18 protein-coding genes are annotated in these 16,559 nt (G+C 57.1%); 9 read left to right on the top strand and 9 right to left on the bottom strand.

Going from position 1 to position 16,559, the window contains the following annotated elements; all coding sequences use genetic code 11:
• From F3J31_RS02970 to pabB, 4 genes are all read right to left on the bottom strand, one after another.
• Positions 1-1,599, bottom strand: coding sequence for a cyclic diguanylate phosphodiesterase (locus F3J31_RS02970; RefSeq protein ID WP_167211251.1), 1,599 nt, complete (start codon positions 1,597-1,599; stop codon positions 1-3).
• A 130-nt stretch (positions 1,600-1,729) separates the two neighbouring features.
• The gene (sdaA, locus tag F3J31_RS02965) at positions 1,730-3,094 is read right to left on the bottom strand and encodes an L-serine ammonia-lyase (RefSeq protein ID WP_008500494.1); all 1,365 of its coding nucleotides are present in this window, start codon (positions 3,092-3,094) and stop codon (positions 1,730-1,732) included.
• A gap of 185 nt (positions 3,095-3,279) precedes the next feature.
• Positions 3,280-3,858, bottom strand: a complete 579-nt coding sequence (locus F3J31_RS02960) for a CoA pyrophosphatase (RefSeq protein WP_167211248.1) — start codon at positions 3,856-3,858, stop codon at positions 3,280-3,282.
• Between the two features lie 6 nt (positions 3,859-3,864).
• Positions 3,865-5,190: an aminodeoxychorismate synthase component 1 gene (gene pabB / locus F3J31_RS02955; protein WP_167212025.1), complete on the bottom strand. Its 1,326-nt coding sequence runs from the start codon at positions 5,188-5,190 to the stop codon at positions 3,865-3,867.
• Between the two features lie 61 nt (positions 5,191-5,251).
• On the opposite strand from pabB, the gene F3J31_RS02950 reads away from it, so the two are divergent.
• Positions 5,252-5,434 (top strand): YoaH family protein, encoded by a 183-nt coding sequence (locus F3J31_RS02950; protein WP_008500497.1) that lies wholly within the window; start codon positions 5,252-5,254, stop codon positions 5,432-5,434.
• A 6-nt stretch (positions 5,435-5,440) separates the two neighbouring features.
• On the opposite strand, the gene F3J31_RS02945 is transcribed toward F3J31_RS02950, so the two are convergent.
• Positions 5,441-5,785, bottom strand: a complete 345-nt coding sequence (locus F3J31_RS02945) for a RidA family protein (RefSeq protein ID WP_008500498.1) — start codon at positions 5,783-5,785, stop codon at positions 5,441-5,443.
• Positions 5,786-5,918: 133 nt separating this feature from the next.
• Between F3J31_RS02945 and F3J31_RS02940 the strand changes: the two genes are divergently transcribed.
• The 5 genes from F3J31_RS02940 (at position 5,919) to rnd (ending at position 12,298) form a co-directional block, all read left to right on the top strand.
• Positions 5,919-7,829, top strand: a complete 1,911-nt coding sequence (locus F3J31_RS02940; RefSeq protein ID WP_023325496.1) for an ATP-dependent DNA helicase — start codon at positions 5,919-5,921, stop codon at positions 7,827-7,829.
• Positions 7,830-7,895: 66 nt separating this feature from the next.
• Positions 7,896-8,591, top strand: coding sequence for a tRNA (adenosine(37)-N6)-threonylcarbamoyltransferase complex dimerization subunit type 1 TsaB (tsaB, locus tag F3J31_RS02935; protein WP_167211245.1), 696 nt, complete (start codon positions 7,896-7,898; stop codon positions 8,589-8,591).
• Between the two features lie 37 nt (positions 8,592-8,628).
• Complete coding sequence (locus F3J31_RS02930; RefSeq protein ID WP_028018678.1) at positions 8,629-9,210, top strand: Slp family lipoprotein; 582 nt, start codon at positions 8,629-8,631, stop codon at positions 9,208-9,210.
• 203 nt (positions 9,211-9,413) lie between these two features.
• Positions 9,414-11,099 (top strand): long-chain-fatty-acid--CoA ligase FadD, encoded by a 1,686-nt coding sequence (gene fadD / locus F3J31_RS02925; protein ID WP_074180385.1) that lies wholly within the window; start codon positions 9,414-9,416, stop codon positions 11,097-11,099.
• A gap of 71 nt (positions 11,100-11,170) precedes the next feature.
• On the top strand, positions 11,171-12,298 hold the full coding sequence (gene rnd / locus F3J31_RS02920; protein ID WP_111967062.1) for a ribonuclease D: 1,128 nt from the start codon (positions 11,171-11,173) through the stop codon (positions 12,296-12,298).
• Between the two features lie 73 nt (positions 12,299-12,371).
• Here rnd and minE read toward each other — a convergent pair whose 3' ends face one another.
• The 3 genes from minE to minC are packed head-to-tail and all read right to left on the bottom strand — an operon-like array spanning position 12,372 to position 14,188.
• Positions 12,372-12,641 (bottom strand): cell division topological specificity factor MinE, encoded by a 270-nt coding sequence (minE, locus tag F3J31_RS02915; RefSeq protein WP_008500504.1) that lies wholly within the window; start codon positions 12,639-12,641, stop codon positions 12,372-12,374.
• A gap of 3 nt (positions 12,642-12,644) precedes the next feature.
• Positions 12,645-13,457: a septum site-determining protein MinD gene (minD, locus tag F3J31_RS02910; RefSeq protein ID WP_008500505.1), complete on the bottom strand. Its 813-nt coding sequence runs from the start codon at positions 13,455-13,457 to the stop codon at positions 12,645-12,647.
• Positions 13,458-13,480: 23 nt separating this feature from the next.
• Positions 13,481-14,188, bottom strand: coding sequence for a septum site-determining protein MinC (gene minC, locus F3J31_RS02905; RefSeq protein WP_045908243.1), 708 nt, complete (start codon positions 14,186-14,188; stop codon positions 13,481-13,483).
• Between the two features lie 123 nt (positions 14,189-14,311).
• On the opposite strand from minC, the gene F3J31_RS02900 reads away from it, so the two are divergent.
• The 3 genes from F3J31_RS02900 to F3J31_RS02890 all read left to right on the top strand — a co-directional run bounded on the left by F3J31_RS02900 (position 14,312) and on the right by F3J31_RS02890 (position 15,828).
• Complete coding sequence (locus F3J31_RS02900) at positions 14,312-14,587, top strand: YcgL domain-containing protein (RefSeq protein WP_008500507.1); 276 nt, start codon at positions 14,312-14,314, stop codon at positions 14,585-14,587.
• Positions 14,588-14,634: 47 nt separating this feature from the next.
• Positions 14,635-15,294, top strand: coding sequence for a fumarylacetoacetate hydrolase family protein (locus tag F3J31_RS02895; protein WP_167211243.1), 660 nt, complete (start codon positions 14,635-14,637; stop codon positions 15,292-15,294).
• Between the two features lie 93 nt (positions 15,295-15,387).
• Complete coding sequence (locus tag F3J31_RS02890) at positions 15,388-15,828, top strand: YcgN family cysteine cluster protein (protein ID WP_045908282.1); 441 nt, start codon at positions 15,388-15,390, stop codon at positions 15,826-15,828.
• Positions 15,829-15,933: 105 nt separating this feature from the next.
• On the opposite strand, the gene dsbB is transcribed toward F3J31_RS02890, so the two are convergent.
• Positions 15,934-16,464, bottom strand: coding sequence for a disulfide bond formation protein DsbB (gene dsbB / locus F3J31_RS02885; protein WP_045908244.1), 531 nt, complete (start codon positions 16,462-16,464; stop codon positions 15,934-15,936).
• Positions 16,465-16,559: the final 95 nt, after the last annotated feature.

Below are 16,559 nucleotides of genomic sequence, written 5' to 3'. Positions count from 1 at the left end.
TTAACGCAGCGGCATTAAGGGTACGATGTGCCCGTTATGACGCGCTGGCGGGGGAGCACTTCCCGCCAGCCAGTCTGGAAAGTCCCGTAGCGGCATCGGCCGCGCATAGAAAAAGCCCTGCAGGACTGGAACGCCGTGACGGCGTAAATAACGCGCCTGCTCTTCCGTTTCGACCCCCTCCGCAACCAGCTCGATATTCAGCCGCTGGCCCAGCGCAATGATCATGTCCGTCACCGTTGAATTCACGGCATCCGTGCCAATGGCGGTGGTAAAGGACTGGTCAATTTTCAGGACGTCCGGATGCAGCTTTTCAAGCCAGGAGAGGGAGCTGTTCCCGGTGCCAAAATCGTCGATAGCGAGCTTCACCCCTTTGCGATGCAGTTCGCGCACGATGCGATAATCCGCGTCCAGCAGCGCATCCCGTTCCGTGAGTTCAATCACCAGCTGCTGTCGCGGATTGGCGCTGAACCAGAGACGATTCAGGTCCTGTACCAGTACAGCGTGGCGGAAATGGCTGGCTGCAACGTTAATGCCGATGTGGAAACCGGCGCTGGACGGGAAGTAGCCTATCTGGCGCACCGTTTCGGCGATGACATAGCGGGTCAGGGGGACAATCTGGTTATGTTCTTCTGCCAGAGGGATAAACACCTCCGGGGTGATCCAGCCCTGACGGGGATTATTCCAGCGCAGCAGGATCTCAACGCCCGTGCACGCCTGGGTGCGGGCATTCACCAGCGGCTGGCAGAAAAGCTCAAATTCCCGCGCCGCAATGCCCATATCGATCTCCCACGTAAAGCTCATCCGGTTTGCCGTCGCCAGCCAGGCGAGATAGCCCAGCAGCAGGCTGAGCATCAGCCCCAGCGGCAGCTGGGCGGGCAGGCTTTTTAAGGCTAACTCACCGGGGCCAGGTCCGCTGACCGTAATGGTGAAAGGATTTCGGGTTGATGATTGCTGGAAAAGGGCGCTGTCTTCATCAAACGTCAGGCTGTCGGTGACGCGTTGACCGTAGCGTAAAAAACGATCGCCGACGGTCAGTACCACGTCATTAATGAGCGGACGCTGGGGCTCGAGGATCATTCTGGCGATCAGGTCGATATTAATAATCTCGACGACGCCTTCTTCACCGTCCTGGGAGACGGGATACCACTGGATCAAAACAGGGCTGCCCTTAAGCAGCCACTGGTCGGTCGATAAAATCAGCTTCGCCGTGCTGGCGGGGAGTTCCTGAAGGAAGTCACGGACAGGCTCGCTGCGGCTGCCGAAAATACTCGAACAATACAGGATACCGTCTTTAATCAGGGCGATAGAACGTACCGTCTGCAAAATGGCTGCCTGCTGTCGCAGCGCCAGCTGCACCTGCGGGCAGGGCTGTCCCACCAGCGGCTGCAGCACGTTGCGGTGGTTTTCCAGCGAAAGCAGAACGTTATCAAGGGCGCGAACGGTATGGCTGGTGAAATCGAGGATCCGCTGTTGGTTAACGTTGCGCTGGGAAATAAAGCGAATGCCCAGCGTCAGGATGAGCGTGAGGAGCGCAACCGTCACACAGACGATAACGCGTTTTCGGCGATAGTTTTTAATGATCGTTTGTGCAGTTTGCATGAACGGTCGCCTGATAAGCCACCAGCCACAAAAGCCGGACGCAACAGTGAAAGTGTAGTGGGGAAAGCAGAAGGAGACGAGGAAGAGGAGGGAAATTCGCCCATCCGTTGCAGATGGGCGAAAGGCAGTATTAGTCGCACTGCACCTTAATGGCCAGGCCACCACGGGACGTCTCGCGGTATTTCGCGTTCATGTCTTTGCCCGTTTCGTACATGGTTTCAATCACCTTATCCAGCGATACGCGAGGTTCGCTGGTACGGCGCATCGCCATACGTGAGGCGTTGATGGCTTTCACCGAGGCAATCGCGTTACGCTCAATGCACGGCACCTGCACCTGGCCCGCGACCGGATCGCAGGTCAGACCGAGGTTATGTTCCATACCGATTTCAGCCGCCACGCAGACCTGCTCAGGGCTTGCACCCAACAGCTCTGCCAGACCTGCTGCCGCCATGGAGCAGGCCACGCCGACTTCACCCTGGCAGCCCACTTCCGCACCGGAAATGGAGGCATTCATCTTGTACAGCGCGCCGATGGCACCTGCTGCCAGGAAATAACGGATATAGATGTCCGGCGTCACGGGCTCAATAAAGTGGTCGTAATACGCCAGCACCGCAGGAACAATGCCGCACGCGCCGTTGGTTGGCGCCGTCACGACGCGGCCACCGGCGGCGTTCTCTTCGTTAACCGCAAGTGCAAACATATTCACCCAGTCGACCACGTTCATCGGGTCGTTGGAGAATTTGTCCGTGGTCACCAGCATACGGCGCAGAGCAGATGCACGACGCGGCACGCGCAGCGGACCCGGCAGAACCCCTTCGGTGTTCATCCCGCGATCGATACAGGCGCGCATGGTTTGCCAGACGTTGGCAAAATAGTCTTCAATCTCTTGTTTGCTGTGCAGGGCCAGTTCGTTCTGCATCACCATGCCGGACAGGGAAAGACCGGTCTGTTTGCAGTAACCCAGCATCTCGGTCGCCGATTTGAACGGGTACGGTACGCTGACGTCGCCGACGCTGTCTTTGCCAAAATGCTCTTCATCCACGATGAAACCACCGCCGATGGAGTAGTACGTTTTGCTGTAGATCTCTTTTTCACCGCTATAAGCGTGAATGGTCATGCCGTTTTCATGCAGCGGCAGGTTGTCGCTACGGAAACGCATGCCGTCATCCTGCGGAAAATCAACTTCCTGCTGGCCGTTTGCCAGCAGCAGGCGGCCGCGTGTTTCCACGTCGCGGATGAATGCCGGGATGGCATCAATATCAACGGTATCTGGCATATTGCCTGCCAGACCCATAATAATGGCGATATCGGTGTGGTGGCCTTTACCCGTTAATGACAGCGAGCCGTAAACATCCACGGCGACACGGGTAACGCTTTCCAGTAATCCTTTTTCGACCAGATCATCGACGAACTGTTTACCGGCCTTCATCGGGCCAACAGTATGGGAAGACGAAGGGCCAATTCCCACTTTGAACATGTCGAATATACTAATCACTTTCACACTCCTGACAGGGTTACCGGGGTTCCAGTAACGATGTTATAACTGCGCATAGTGTAAGAGGGAACACCGACCTCGGCTTAACTATTCACATGAATTAAACTAATGGTTAACGATGGGTTTTGCTAATAGCGCGACGCAGATCGCAAACCTGGCAGAAGAGGGCGGAATGTAAAGTATAGTCAAGGCTTCAGGCCGATTTGCAACGCCAGCTCACGAATAATGCCCGCCGTCATGCCCCAGACAAAATAATGCTGATACCAGGACAACCAGACCCGATGGTCATGCCCACGACGCTGAATATCCAGCGGGTGATAACGACTCAGTCGGAGGGCTTCTTCCAGCGGCATTTCAAACACCGCGGAGACTTCATCGACGCTGGCGTGATACTGCAGGCCCGGCGGGATAATGCCGACCACCGGCGTGACCTGAAAACCGGTGACGCTGTCGACGGGCGGCAGCACGCCGATGACCTCAACGGCCTCCGGCGGAATGGCAACCTCTTCCTGCGCTTCGCGCAGCGCGGCGGCAATCAGCGAGGCGTCTGAGCTGTCTACCGCGCCCCCCGGAAAAGCGACCTGACCCGCGTGCTTGCGTAAATGGGCGGAACGCTGGGTGAGCAGCAGGCCCGGCTGCGCGCGACGCACAACCGGGATCAGCACGGCCGCCTGACGTTGATTCAGCGCTTCGCGGTTGACCTGCGGTCTTAGTAGCTGAAAGCGAGATAAAAAGTCATCCAGCGTCAGATCCTCTTTTTCCACCCGTGTTTACTCCAGTTGTTTCAGGATACGGTTAACTTTATCAAAGGTTTCCTGATATTCCGCATCGACCTGGCTATCGGCAACAATGCCGCCCCCGGCCGAACAGTAAAGGTTTCCGTCGCAGGCGGTCAGCGTGCGGATGGTAATGCTGGTATCCAGCGTGCCGCACAGGCTGATATAGCCGATGCTGCCGCACCAGGCGTTGCGGCGGTGTGGCTCCAGCTCATCAATGATCTCCATTGCCCGCACCTTCGGCGCACCGGTAATGGAGCCGCCCGGGAACGCGGCGCGCAGAAGATCGCAGGCCGTGCGCGAGTCAGGCAGCCGCGCGGTAATGGTGCTGACCAGATGATGCACCGCCGGGAAAGGCTCAACGACAAACAGTTCCGGCACGCGGACGCTGCCCGGCACGGCCACCCGGCCAATGTCGTTACGCATCAGATCGACAATCATCAGGTTTTCGGCGCGGTCTTTTGTCGATGCGGCCAGTTTTTCCGCCTGCTGGCGATCGGCATCAGGATCGGCAAGGCGTGGAAGCGTGCCCTTAATCGGGCGGGTTTGAATGGTGCCCTCGGCCAGATGAATAAAACGCTCGGGCGACAGGCTGAGGATCGCCCCCTGTTCCAGACGCACAAAGGCGCTGAACGGTGCCTTATTGCTGGCATTAAGACGGGTAAACGCCTGCCACTCATCTCCCCGATAGGTCGCCTCGAAGCGCTGGGCGAGGTTAACCTGATAGCAGTCGCCGCTTTGCAGATACGCCTGAACGCGCGCGAATTTTTCGGCATATTCCGCGGCGCTCATGTTGGAGCGCCAGCCGGAGGTCAGCGTGAACGTCTCTGCGGGTGCAGCCTGTTGCGCCTCAAGCCAGGCCAGACGCGCCTGCACGTCACGATGGCTCAGCAGGGAAACCGTTTTTTTCTGGTGATCGACAATTAACGACCAGTCATACAGCCCCACGGCCATGTCGGGCAGGTGAATATCGACCTGCGCATGCTCGGGCAGCGTTTCGAAACGGCGACCCAAATCGTAGCCAAACAGGCCCAGCGCGCCCCCCTGAAAAGGAAGATCCGGGTTGGGTGTGGCAGATAAGCCCAGCGCGTCAATGTCGTGCTGAAGCTGCATCAGCGGCTCGTCCGTCAGCGACAGGTCATCGGTTGTCAGCGTCTTCAGCGGATCGGCGACCAGAATATCAAAGCGGCTATAGGGATGGTCCGCATGGCCGGAGTGCAGCAGCATCGCAAACGGAAGATGGCTCAGGCGGGCAAACCAGTATTCAGCGGCGTCTGTCCGCCAGGGCAGGGTAATAACAGTGGGGAAGCGCATGTTCATGTGTGGCATACTACCGGGCAGCGTGAAATAATTAGCGCGAATAATTTAGCAGGAGTTGACGATGTTTGCAGGTTTACCTTCTCTGAGCCATGAACAGCAGCAGAAAGCGGTTGAGCGAATTCAGGAACTGATGTCCCAGGGGATGAGCAGCGGACAGGCGATTTCCCAGGTGGCAGAAGAACTGCGCGCCACGCATACCGGCGAGCGGATCGTGGCGCGTTTCGAGGATGAAGATGAAGAGTGATCGGGCTTAAACCGCCGCGATAATCTTAATCTCTACCTTGTATTCCGGCTTCATCAGCGTGGCCTGTACGGTGCAACGTACAGGCGCGTGACCCGCCACCACCCACGCGTCCCAGGCTTTGTTCATTGCCGCGAAGTCATCTTTGTTTGCCAGGAAAATCGTCGCATCCAGAATGCGGGATTTGTCGCTACCCTGTTTTTCCAGCACCGCGTCAATCTGCGCCAGGGTATTAGCCGTCTGCTCGAACGCATCCGCGTCCAGGTTAGCCGGGACGCCGGTGTAGTAGAGCGTCTGGTTATGGATCACCACATCAGACCAGCGGGCTTCGGCATCAATGCGCACAATTGTCATAAACGTTTCCTCGTTATTTTTCGTCGTCAGGCGGCAAGACTGCCATATTGTTCATCTGTCGTCACTATTTGGGGTGGCACATGAGTGGATGGGCTGACATAATCCCTGTGCAAAAATACAGTGAGAGAGCACCGTGGCAGACGATTTTTCCCCTGAAGGTCAATTAGCGCAGGCTATCCCCGGCTTCAAACCCCGTGAGCCTCAGCGACAGATGGCGCACGCCGTTGCACGCGCCATCGATAAGGCTCAGCCGCTGGTGGTCGAAGCCGGTACCGGCACGGGTAAAACCTATGCTTACCTGGCGCCGGCGCTGCGGGCGAAAAAGAAGGTGATTATTTCCACCGGTTCGAAGGCGCTGCAGGATCAGCTCTACAGCCGCGATTTGCCCACCGTGGCAAAGGCACTGAAATATAAAGGCCGTCTGGCCCTGCTGAAGGGGCGCTCCAACTATCTCTGCCTGGAACGCCTTGAGCAGCAGGCGCTGGCGGGCGGCGACCTGCCGGTGCAAACCCTGAGCGACGTCATTATCCTTCGCGCCTGGGCGAACCAGACCGAAGAGGGCGATATCAGCACCTGCGCGAGCGTGCCGGAAGACTCTCCCGCCTGGCCGCTGGTGACCAGCACCAACGACAACTGCCTCGGCAGCGACTGCCCGCTGTATAAAGACTGCTTCGTGGTGAAAGCGCGCAAAACGGCGATGGATGCGGATGTGGTGGTGGTGAACCACCATCTGTTCCTCGCGGATATGGTCGTCAAGGATAGCGGTTTCGGCGAGCTGATCCCGGAAGCGGACGTGATGATCTTCGACGAAGCCCACCAGCTGCCGGACATCGCCAGCCAGTACTTTGGTCAGTCGCTCTCCAGCCGTCAGCTGCAGGATCTGGCGAAAGATTTCACCATTGCTTACCGGACCGAACTCAAAGATACCCAGCAACTGCAGAAGTGCGCCGACCGTCTGGCGCAGAGCGCGCAGGATTTCCGTTTACAGCTCGGCGAGCCGGGCTATCGCGGTAACCTGCGCGAGCTGCTGGCGGATAAAAACATCCAGCGTGCGCTGCTGCTGCTCGATGATGCGCTTGAGCTCTGCTACGACGTGGCAAAACTGTCACTCGGCCGCTCCGCGCTGCTGGATGCGGCCTTCGAGCGCGCCACGCTCTATCGCGGGCGGCTCAAACGGCTGAAAGAGATTAACCAGCCGGGTTACAGCTACTGGTACGAGTGCACTTCGCGCCACTTTACCCTGGCGCTGACGCCGCTGACGGTGGCGGATAAATTTAAAGAGGTGATGGCGCAGAAGCCGGGCAGCTGGATCTTTACGTCGGCAACCCTGTCGGTGAATGACGATCTGCACCACTTCACCGAGCGCCTCGGCATTGAGCAGGCGGAATCGCTGCTTCTGCCCAGCCCGTTCGATTACGAAAAGCAGGCGCTGCTCTGCGTGCCGCGCAATTTGCCGCTTCCCAACCAGCCGGGTGCGGCCCGGCTGCTGGCGGCGATGCTGAAGCCAATGATAGAGGCCAATAACGGCCGCTGCTTTATGCTCTGCACCTCCCACGCCATGATGCGCGACCTCGCCGAGCAGTTCCGCGCCACCATGACGCTACCGGTGCTGCTGCAGGGTGAAACCAGCAAAGGCCAGTTGCTGCAGCAATTCGTTAGTGCCGGTAATGCCCTGCTGGTCGCAACCAGCAGCTTCTGGGAAGGGGTGGACGTGCGCGGCGACACGCTTTCGCTGGTGATCATTGATAAGCTACCGTTTACCTCCCCGGACGATCCGCTGCTGAAGGCGAGGATGGAAGACTGTCGCCTGCGCGGCGGCGATCCGTTTGACGAGGTTCAGCTGCCGGATGCGGTCATTACGCTTAAGCAAGGGGTAGGGCGCTTAATCCGTGACGTCACCGACCGCGGCGTGCTGGTCATCTGCGATAACCGGCTGGTGATGCGTCCTTACGGGGCAACCTTCCTTGCAAGCCTGCCACCCGCGCCGCGGACGCGGGACATAAAACGCGCGGTGCGTTTCCTGGCAAACCCAACGGCGGAGTAATTTACTCCGGAGTGTGCTAAGATGCGCGCCATTTTGTGACTGACCCTTGCGAGAGCGCGACGACCGATGCGAATTCTGGCTATTGATACCGCGACAGAGGCTTGCTCTGTTGCCCTGTTGAACGACGGTGCTATTTCTGCCCATTTCGAAGAGTGCCCCCGGGAACACACCCAACGCATTCTGCCCCTGGTAAAAGCCATTTTAACCCAGGGCAACACCTCCTTAACCGACCTCGACGCGCTGGCCTTTGGCCGCGGCCCCGGCAGCTTTACGGGCGTACGTATCGGGATTGGCATTGCGCAGGGGCTGGCCCTGGGCGCCGAACTGCCGATGATCGGCGTCTCTACCCTCGCCACCATGGCGCAGGGCGCATGGCGCATGACCGGGGCAACGCGCGTCCTGGCAGCGATTGATGCCCGCATGGGCGAAGTCTACTGGGCCGAATACACCCGTGACGAGCAGGGCGTGTGGCACGGTGAAGAGACGGAAGCCGTGCTTAAGCCAGAAGCGGTGACAGAACGACTGAAGCAGCTGTCCGGCGAGTGGGCGACCGTCGGCACGGGCTGGCCAGCGTGGCCTGAGATGGCGAACGACACCGGGTTGACGCTGGTGGACGGCAACATGCTTCTGCCGGCTGCGGAAGATATGCTTCCGATTGCCAGCCAGTTGCTCGCAGCAGGCAAAACCGTGGCTGTTGAACAGGCGGAACCGGTTTATTTGCGAAACACCGTCGCGTGGAAGAAACTTCCGGGCCGCGAGTGAATCTCAGTAACAGGAACTGAGAAAAAGGAGTCGCATCATGGCGGTTCAGACTAAAGTAGTACGCCTTATTATGGCAGGCGCGGTTGCCATAGCACTGAGCGGATGCGTTTCCGTTCCTGATGCGATTAAGGGCAGCAGCCCGACGCCACAGCAGGATCTGGTTCGGGTGATGAATGCGCCTGAGCTGTACGTGGGCCAGGAAGCGCGCTTTGGCGGTAAGGTGATTGACGTACAAAACCAGCAGGGGAAAACCCGCCTGGAGATCGCCACCGTTCCGCTGGACAGCGGCGCGCGGCCTGTACTGGGCGAGGCCTCCCGGGGACGTATCTATGCGGACGTCAGCGGGTTCCTCGATCCGGTCGATTTTCGCGGACAACTGGTGACCGTCGTCGGGCCGATTACCGGCGCCGTGCAGGGCAAAATCGGCAACACGCCGTATAAATTTATGACCATGCAGGTCAACGGATACAAGCGCTGGCGGCTGGCCCAGCAGGTGATTATGCCGCCGCAGCCGATCGATCCGTGGATGTGGGGTCCGCATCCTTATCGCTACGGCTACCCGGGCTGGGGCTGGTATAACCCGGGACCTGCACAGGTACAGACGATCGTTACTGAGTAACTTACTGTTATTGCTAGAAAAGAGACAGCGGCTCAGCCGCTGTCTCTGTTTTTTTACGGATAAAACGAAAAAAAAGAGTGACGCGCTTCGCAACCTTAAATCTGAACAATTAATAAACTGGTACGCTGAGTTAATATAATGTTAACAAACTGTTTATTATCGGGGTTGTGATGACGACGAACACTCATTTCAGAGGTGATGCATTGAAGAAGGTTTGGCTTAACCGTTATCCCGCAGATGTTCCTGCTGAGATCAATCCTGACCGTTATCAATCCCTGGTGGAATTATTTGAACACTCGGTAAGGCGCTACGCGGACCAGCCCGCATTTGTGAATATGGGCGAGGTGATGACGTTCCGTAAGCTGGAGGAGCGCAGCCGGGCGTTTGCGGCGTATCTGCAGGAAGGGCTGGGGCTGCAAAAAGGGGATCGCGTCGCGCTGATGATGCCGAACCTGCTGCAATACCCGGTGGCGCTGTTCGGTATCCTGCGTGCCGGGATGATCGTCGTCAACGTCAACCCGCTGTATACCCCGCGCGAGCTGGAGCATCAGCTGAACGACAGCGGCGCGGTCGCGATTGTCATTGTGTCCAACTTTGCCCACACGCTGGAAAAAGTGGTCGACAAAACCCAGGTGAAACACGTCATCCTGACGCGCATGGGGGATCAGCTCTCTACCGCCAAAGGCACGCTGGTTAACTTTGTCGTCAAATACGTCAAACGTCTGGTGCCAAAATACCATCTGCCGGACGCTATCTCCTTCCGCCGCGCGCTGCATGCGGGCTATCGGATGCAGTACGTCAAGCCGGAAGTGGTCTCAGAAGATCTCGCCTTCCTGCAGTATACCGGTGGCACCACCGGCGTGGCGAAAGGCGCAATGCTGACTCACCGCAACATGCTGGCGAACCTTGAGCAGGTCAACGCAACCTACGGGCCGCTGCTGCATCCCGGCAAAGAGCTGGTCATCACGGCGCTGCCGCTGTACCACATTTTCGCACTGACCATGAACTGCCTGCTGTTTATTGAGCTGGGCGGTCAAAACGTGCTGATTACCAACCCGCGTGATATCCCGGGGCTGGTGAAAGAGCTGGCAAAATACCCGTTCACCGCCATGACCGGGGTAAATACCTTGTTTAACGCGCTGCTTAATAACAAAGAGTTCCAGCAGCTGGACTTCTCCACGCTGCACCTCTCTGCGGGCGGCGGTATGCCGGTTCAGCAGGCGGTGGCCGAGCGCTGGGTGAAGCTCACCGGTCAGTATCTGCTGGAGGGCTATGGCCTGACGGAATGCGCGCCGCTGGTCAGCGTTAACCCGCATGACATCGACTACCACAGCGGAAGCATTGGTCTGCCCGTTCCTTCCACTGAAGCGAAACTGGTCGATGATAACGATAATGAAGTTGCGCCGGGTGAGCCGGGTGAGCTGTGCGTCAAAGGTCCACAGGTGATGCTGGGCTACTGGCAGCGTCCCGACGCGACTGACGAAATCATCAAAGATGGCTGGCTGCATACCGGTGACATTGCAGTGATGGATGACGAGGGTTTCCTGCGCATTGTCGATCGCAAGAAAGATATGATCCTGGTCTCCGGCTTCAACGTCTATCCGAATGAGATCGAAGACGTGGTCATGCAGCACAGCGGCGTACTCGAAGTGGCAGCGGTCGGCGTGCCTTCCGGCAGCAGCGGTGAAGCGGTGAAGATATTTGTGGTCAAGAAAGATCCTTCTCTCACCGAGGAAGCGCTGGTAACGTTTTGTCGTCGTCAGCTGACGGGCTATAAAGTGCCGAAGCTGGTGGAATTCCGCGATGAGCTGCCGAAATCCAACGTCGGGAAGATATTACGACGAGAATTACGTGACGAAGCCCGTGCCAAAGTAGACAATAAGGCCTGAGCTACACGTTAATCGCCCAGACGCCGGTTAAGCCGGCGTTTTTTATGGGCGCAAACAAAAGAGAATCCGATTTGAATTACCAGATGATCACGACCAACGACGAGCTGGCTTCGCTGTGCGAAGTGACGCGCGACTTTCCTGCCATTGCCCTGGATACCGAGTTTGTCCGTACCCGGACGTACTATCCGCAGCTGGGGTTGATTCAGATGTACGACGGTAAAAACGTGTCGCTGATCGACCCTCTCGGCATTACCGACTGGACGCCGATGCGCGACCTGCTGCTCGATACCGCCGTCACGAAATACCTGCATGCAGGCAGTGAAGATCTGGAAGTCTTTCTGAATACCTTTGGCATCATGCCTCAGCCGCTGATTGATACGCAGATCCTCGCGGCGTTCAGCGGTCGCCCGCTCTCATGGGGCTTTGCCGCCATGGTGGAGGAGTATACGGGCCTGACCCTGGATAAAAGCGAATCCCGTACCGACTGGCTGGCGCGTCCGCTTACCGCCCGCCAGCTGGAGTATGCGGCGGCTGACGTGTTTTACCTGCTGCCGATCGCCGGACAGCTGATGAAAGAGGCGGAAGCCTCCGGATGGCTCCCGGCAGCGCTGGATGAGTGCCGTATGACCCAGCAGCGTCGTCAGGAAGTGGTGGATCCGAAAGAGGCCTGGCGCGACATCAGCAACGCCTGGCAGCTGCGCACGCGTCAGCTGGCATGCCTGCAGCTGCTGGCAGACTGGCGCTTGCGTAAAGCGCGCGAGCGCGATCTGGCCGTTAACTTTGTCGTCCGCGAAGAACATCTCTGGGCGGTGGCGCGCTATATGCCGGGCAGCCTTGGCGAGCTGGACAGCATTGGGCTTTCGGGCAGTGAGATCCGTTTCCACGGCAAAACCCTGCTGGCGCTGGTCGCAAAAGCGCAGGAATTACCCGACGACGCGCTGCCGGAACCGCTGCTGAACCTGATGGATATGCCGGGCTATCGCAAAGCGTTTAAAGATATCAAAGCGCTGGTGCAGACGGTGGCCACGGAAAGCAAGCTGAGCGCGGAGCTGCTCGCCTCACGCCGTCAGATTAATCAGCTGCTGAACTGGCACTGGAAGCTGAAGCCGCAGAATGGCGTACCGGAAATGATGGCGGGATGGCGCGGGGAATTGATGGCCGATCGCCTGAATACGTTGCTGGAAGGTTATCCGCGATAAAAAATATGCCGGGCGTTAACCCGGCATATTCCCCCGGTGGCCCTGCGCTTACCGGGGCTACGAAATCACAAACCTACGGACGCGACTCTTCCGCTTCCGGGAGCGTCACGTTCAGCTCCAGAATCGAAATATCCCCGTCTTTTTGTTCCAGCTGCACCGTCACCATCTCCGGGTCAATCTGCACGTACTTACAGATCACTTCCAGGATGTCCTTACGCAGCTGCGGCAGGTAGTGAGGCTCGGCGTCGCTACGACGACGCTCCGCAACGATAATTTGCAGACGTTCTTTTGCGATGTTGGCGGTGTTCTTTTTCCGCGAGAGAAAAAAGTCCAGTAATGCCATAACTTATCCTCCGAACAGGCGTTTGAGGAAACCTTTCTTCTCTTCTTCAATGAAGCGGAAAGGACGTTCTTCTCCCAGCAGACGGTCAACGGTATCGGCGTAAGCTTTACCTGCATCTGCCATTGTATCCAGGATCACTGGCTCGCCCTGGTTAGAGGCGCGTAACACGGACTGATCTTCCGGGATAACGCCCACCAGCTTAATGCGCAGGATCTCCAGCACGTCTTCCATGCTCAGCATGTCACCTTTGTTCACGCGGCCCGGGTTGTAGCGGGTGAGCAGCAGGTGTTCTTTAATCGGGTCTTCGCCATTTTCCGCACGACGGGATTTAGAGGCGAGGATCCCGAGAATACGGTCTGAGTCACGCACGGATGAAACTTCAGGGTTGGTGGTGATGATCGCTTCATCAGCGAAGTAGAGCGCCATCAGAGCACCGGTTTCGATGCCGGCAGGGGAGTCACAGACGATGAAATCGAACTCCATTTTTTTCAGCTCGTCGAGCACCTTTTCTACCCCTTCACGGGTCAGGGCGTCTTTGTCACGCGTCTGAGAGGCCGGGAGAATGTAGAGGTTCTCGGTGCGCTTGTCTTTAATCAGCGCCTGGTTCAGCGTGGCATCGCCCTGAATGACGTTCACGAAGTCATACACGACGCGACGCTCACATCCCATGATGAGGTCGAGGTTACGCAGGCCGATATCGAAGTCGATAACGACGGTTTTCTTTCCCTTCTGGGCCAAACCAGTAGCGATGGCCGCGCTGGAGGTGGTCTTGCCAACGCCTCCTTTACCCGAAGTAACAACAATAATGCGTGCCATAGAAATTCCTTGTTAAAAAGGGATCAATTCAACGGTTGAACGGTCAACGCGTCGTCTGCCAGAAGCAGGCGAGCCGCTTTGCCATAAAATTCGGCTGGGATCTTGTCGCTCAGCCAATATTCACCTGCGATGGACACCAGTTCCGCCGTCAGGTGAGTACAAAATATTTGCGCGTCCCGATCGCCACTTGCACCCGCGAGCGCACGTCCACGCATCATACCGTATACGTGAATATTGCCATCTGCAATCAGCTCAGCGCCAGCGCTGACGTGGCTTGTAACAATCAGATCACAGTTTGGTGCATAAATGCGCTGACCGGAACGAACCGGCACATCAATCATTCGCGTTTTTGTGATGGTTGTAACGTTTTGCGCCGCAGGAGGGGGCGTTTCGACGGCAACGGGTGCCGCACGGGGGGCTTTTTCTTTGCCTTCATTCAGAAGCGGCAGCCCCGCACGGTCGATTTCCGCTTTCAGTTCAGTATCTTTGCAGCCGCTGATGCCGACAATACGCAGTCCGGTAGAGGAGACGGCCTGCTGGAGAAGTTTCCAGTTAACCGGCGCCTCAAGACCGCTGACGTTGATCACAACAGGGGCGTGCTTCAGAAAGGCGGGAGCCTGGGCGATTTTGTCTTCTAACGCCTGACGAATAACCTCGGGTTTTGCATCATGCAAATGTACCACTGATAAGGTGAAGCTACTGCCTTTAAGCTCGATGGGCGTGTTTGACATCCTGGCCTTACTCAATTTGCTATTAACCGCAACCACTCGCTGCGATATTCCGAAGAGTATCAGGCATGTTATAGTCAGGAGTATATTGAGGCAAGCAACCACCCATTAATTCAGAGTAAAAACATGTTTTGTGTGATCTACAGAAGTACAACCCGTGACCAGACCTATCTTTATGTCGAAAAGAAAGACGATTTTTCACGCGTGCCTGAAGAATTAATGAAGAGCTTTGGCCGACCGCAGATGGCGATGCTGCTGCCGCTTGATGGTCGCAAGAAACTGGTGAATGCCGATCTGGAGAAAGTGAAAACGGCATTAGCCGAGCAGGGCTATTATTTACAGCTTCCGCCGCCACCGGAGAATTTATTAAAACAGCATCTTGAGGCGAACGGAAAAAAATAGTCTCAACTGTTTTTGAGCACAACACATCAACCGTTTAGGGGGCGACCATGTATCAACATCATAACTGGCAAGGTGCATTACTGGATTATCCCGTCAGCAAAGTGGTTTGCGTGGGCAGCAACTATGCAAAACATATTCAGGAGATGGGCAGTGCGACGCCAGAAGAGCCGGTTCTGTTTATTAAGCCTGAAACGGCGCTTTGCGATATCCGCCAGCCGCTGGCCCTGCCGCAGGGGCTCGGCTCGGTGCATCACGAGGTTGAACTCGCCGTGCTGATCGGCGCGACGCTGCGTCAGGCTTCCGAAGAGCATGTTCAGAAAGCGATTGCCGGATACGGCGTGGCGCTGGATCTGACGCTACGCGACGTGCAGGGCAAAATGAAGAAAGCCGGACAGCCGTGGGAAAAAGCCAAAGGGTTTGATAATTCCTGCCCGATTTCGGCGTTTGTGCCGGTGAGCGAATTTACCGGCGATCCGCAGGACACCGCGCTGAGCCTGAAGGTTAACGGTGAAATCCGCCAGCAGGGCACCACGGCAGACATGATCCATAAGATTGTGCCGCTGATCGCCTACATGAGCCGCTTCTTTACCCTGAAGCCGGGTGATGTGATCCTGACCGGCACGCCGGAAGGCGTTGGTCCGCTCGTGAGCGGTGATGAACTGGAGGTCGGTTTTAACGGCCTGTCGCTGAAAACCCGCGTGCTGTAACTTCCTCTTGCCGCCTGAAAAGGGCGGCAAAACTTGCAACGACGTGCCAGACTCGTTATAAGGTGCGCTTTCTTTTGACGTGTGGACATCCTGATGAACGACATCCCTTTCTGGCAAAGCAAAACTCTCGACGACATGACTGATGCGGAATGGGAATCCTTATGCGACGGCTGCGGTCAGTGCTGCCTGCACAAGCTGATGGATGAAGACACGGATGAAATCTACTTCACCAACGTGGCCTGCAAGCAGCTCAACATTAAGACCTGCCAGTGCCGCAACTATGAGCGCCGCTTTGAGTTTGAGCCGGACTGCATCAAGTTAACCCGGGATAATCTGCCCACCTTTGAATGGCTGCCGCATACCTGCGCGTATCGCCTGCTGGCGGAAGGGAAAGATCTGCCGGCCTGGCATCCGCTGCTGACCGGTTCAAAAGCGGCGATGCACGGCGAGCGTATCTCCGTGCGCCATATTGCGGTGAAAGAGTCCGAGGTGCGTGACTGGGAAGACCACATCATGAACCACCCGACCCGCTGAGATTAAAAAACCCGCCGAGGCGGGTTTTTTATTATGTCGGGTGGCGCTGCGCTTACCCGCCCTACAAAACCGTAGGCCCGCGCAAGCGAAGCGCCGCCGGGCGAATTAGCGCCCAAATAGATCGCGTTTCTTCGGTTTGAACGGCTGGGCAATCAGCACCAGCAGCGCCACGACGAAGTAGGCGGCAAAAATGCCCACCAGCCACTGCGGCATCTCGAGGGTCAGGAATTCCCACTGGCGAACGGAACAGTCACCGGATGCAACAAACACCTGCGGCAGCCATTTATCCAGCGGCAGCCAGCTCGGGAAGCGGGCGGCGAAATCACAGGTCATAAACGGTGACGGATGCAGCTGCATCATGGTGTGCTGCCAGGAGAGTTCAATGCCTTTCCAGGCGCTGTACAGCCAGATCGCGATAGCGGCGTAGCGAAGCGGCGATTTCGGGGCAATCGCGCCCACCAGGCCCGCACCCATAATGCCGAACAGGGCGCAGCGTTCGTAAATACAGAGCACGCAAGGTTTGAGTCCCATCACGTGCTGGAACCATAGCGCCACCATTTCCAGCGCAAAGGCGGTCAGGGCCATTAACAACCACGCTCCGCGACCGCGGGAGCACTGGTTTAAAAATCTCAACATAATCATTTCCCTGGAACATGCTTAGAAATCGCAGTGTAAACGAATTCGTTTTTCGCGCCACCTGTACCTGGCGAAATAAAACGTAATTGGATGTT

Origin of the sequence: Enterobacter sp. Acro-832 (genome assembly GCF_011752745.1) — a bacterium.
In the GTDB taxonomy this organism is placed as follows: domain Bacteria; phylum Pseudomonadota; class Gammaproteobacteria; order Enterobacterales; family Enterobacteriaceae; genus Enterobacter; species Enterobacter quasiroggenkampii.
Note: the sequence above shows the minus strand (reverse complement) of the source record. Positions and strands in the feature narration are given on the sequence as shown.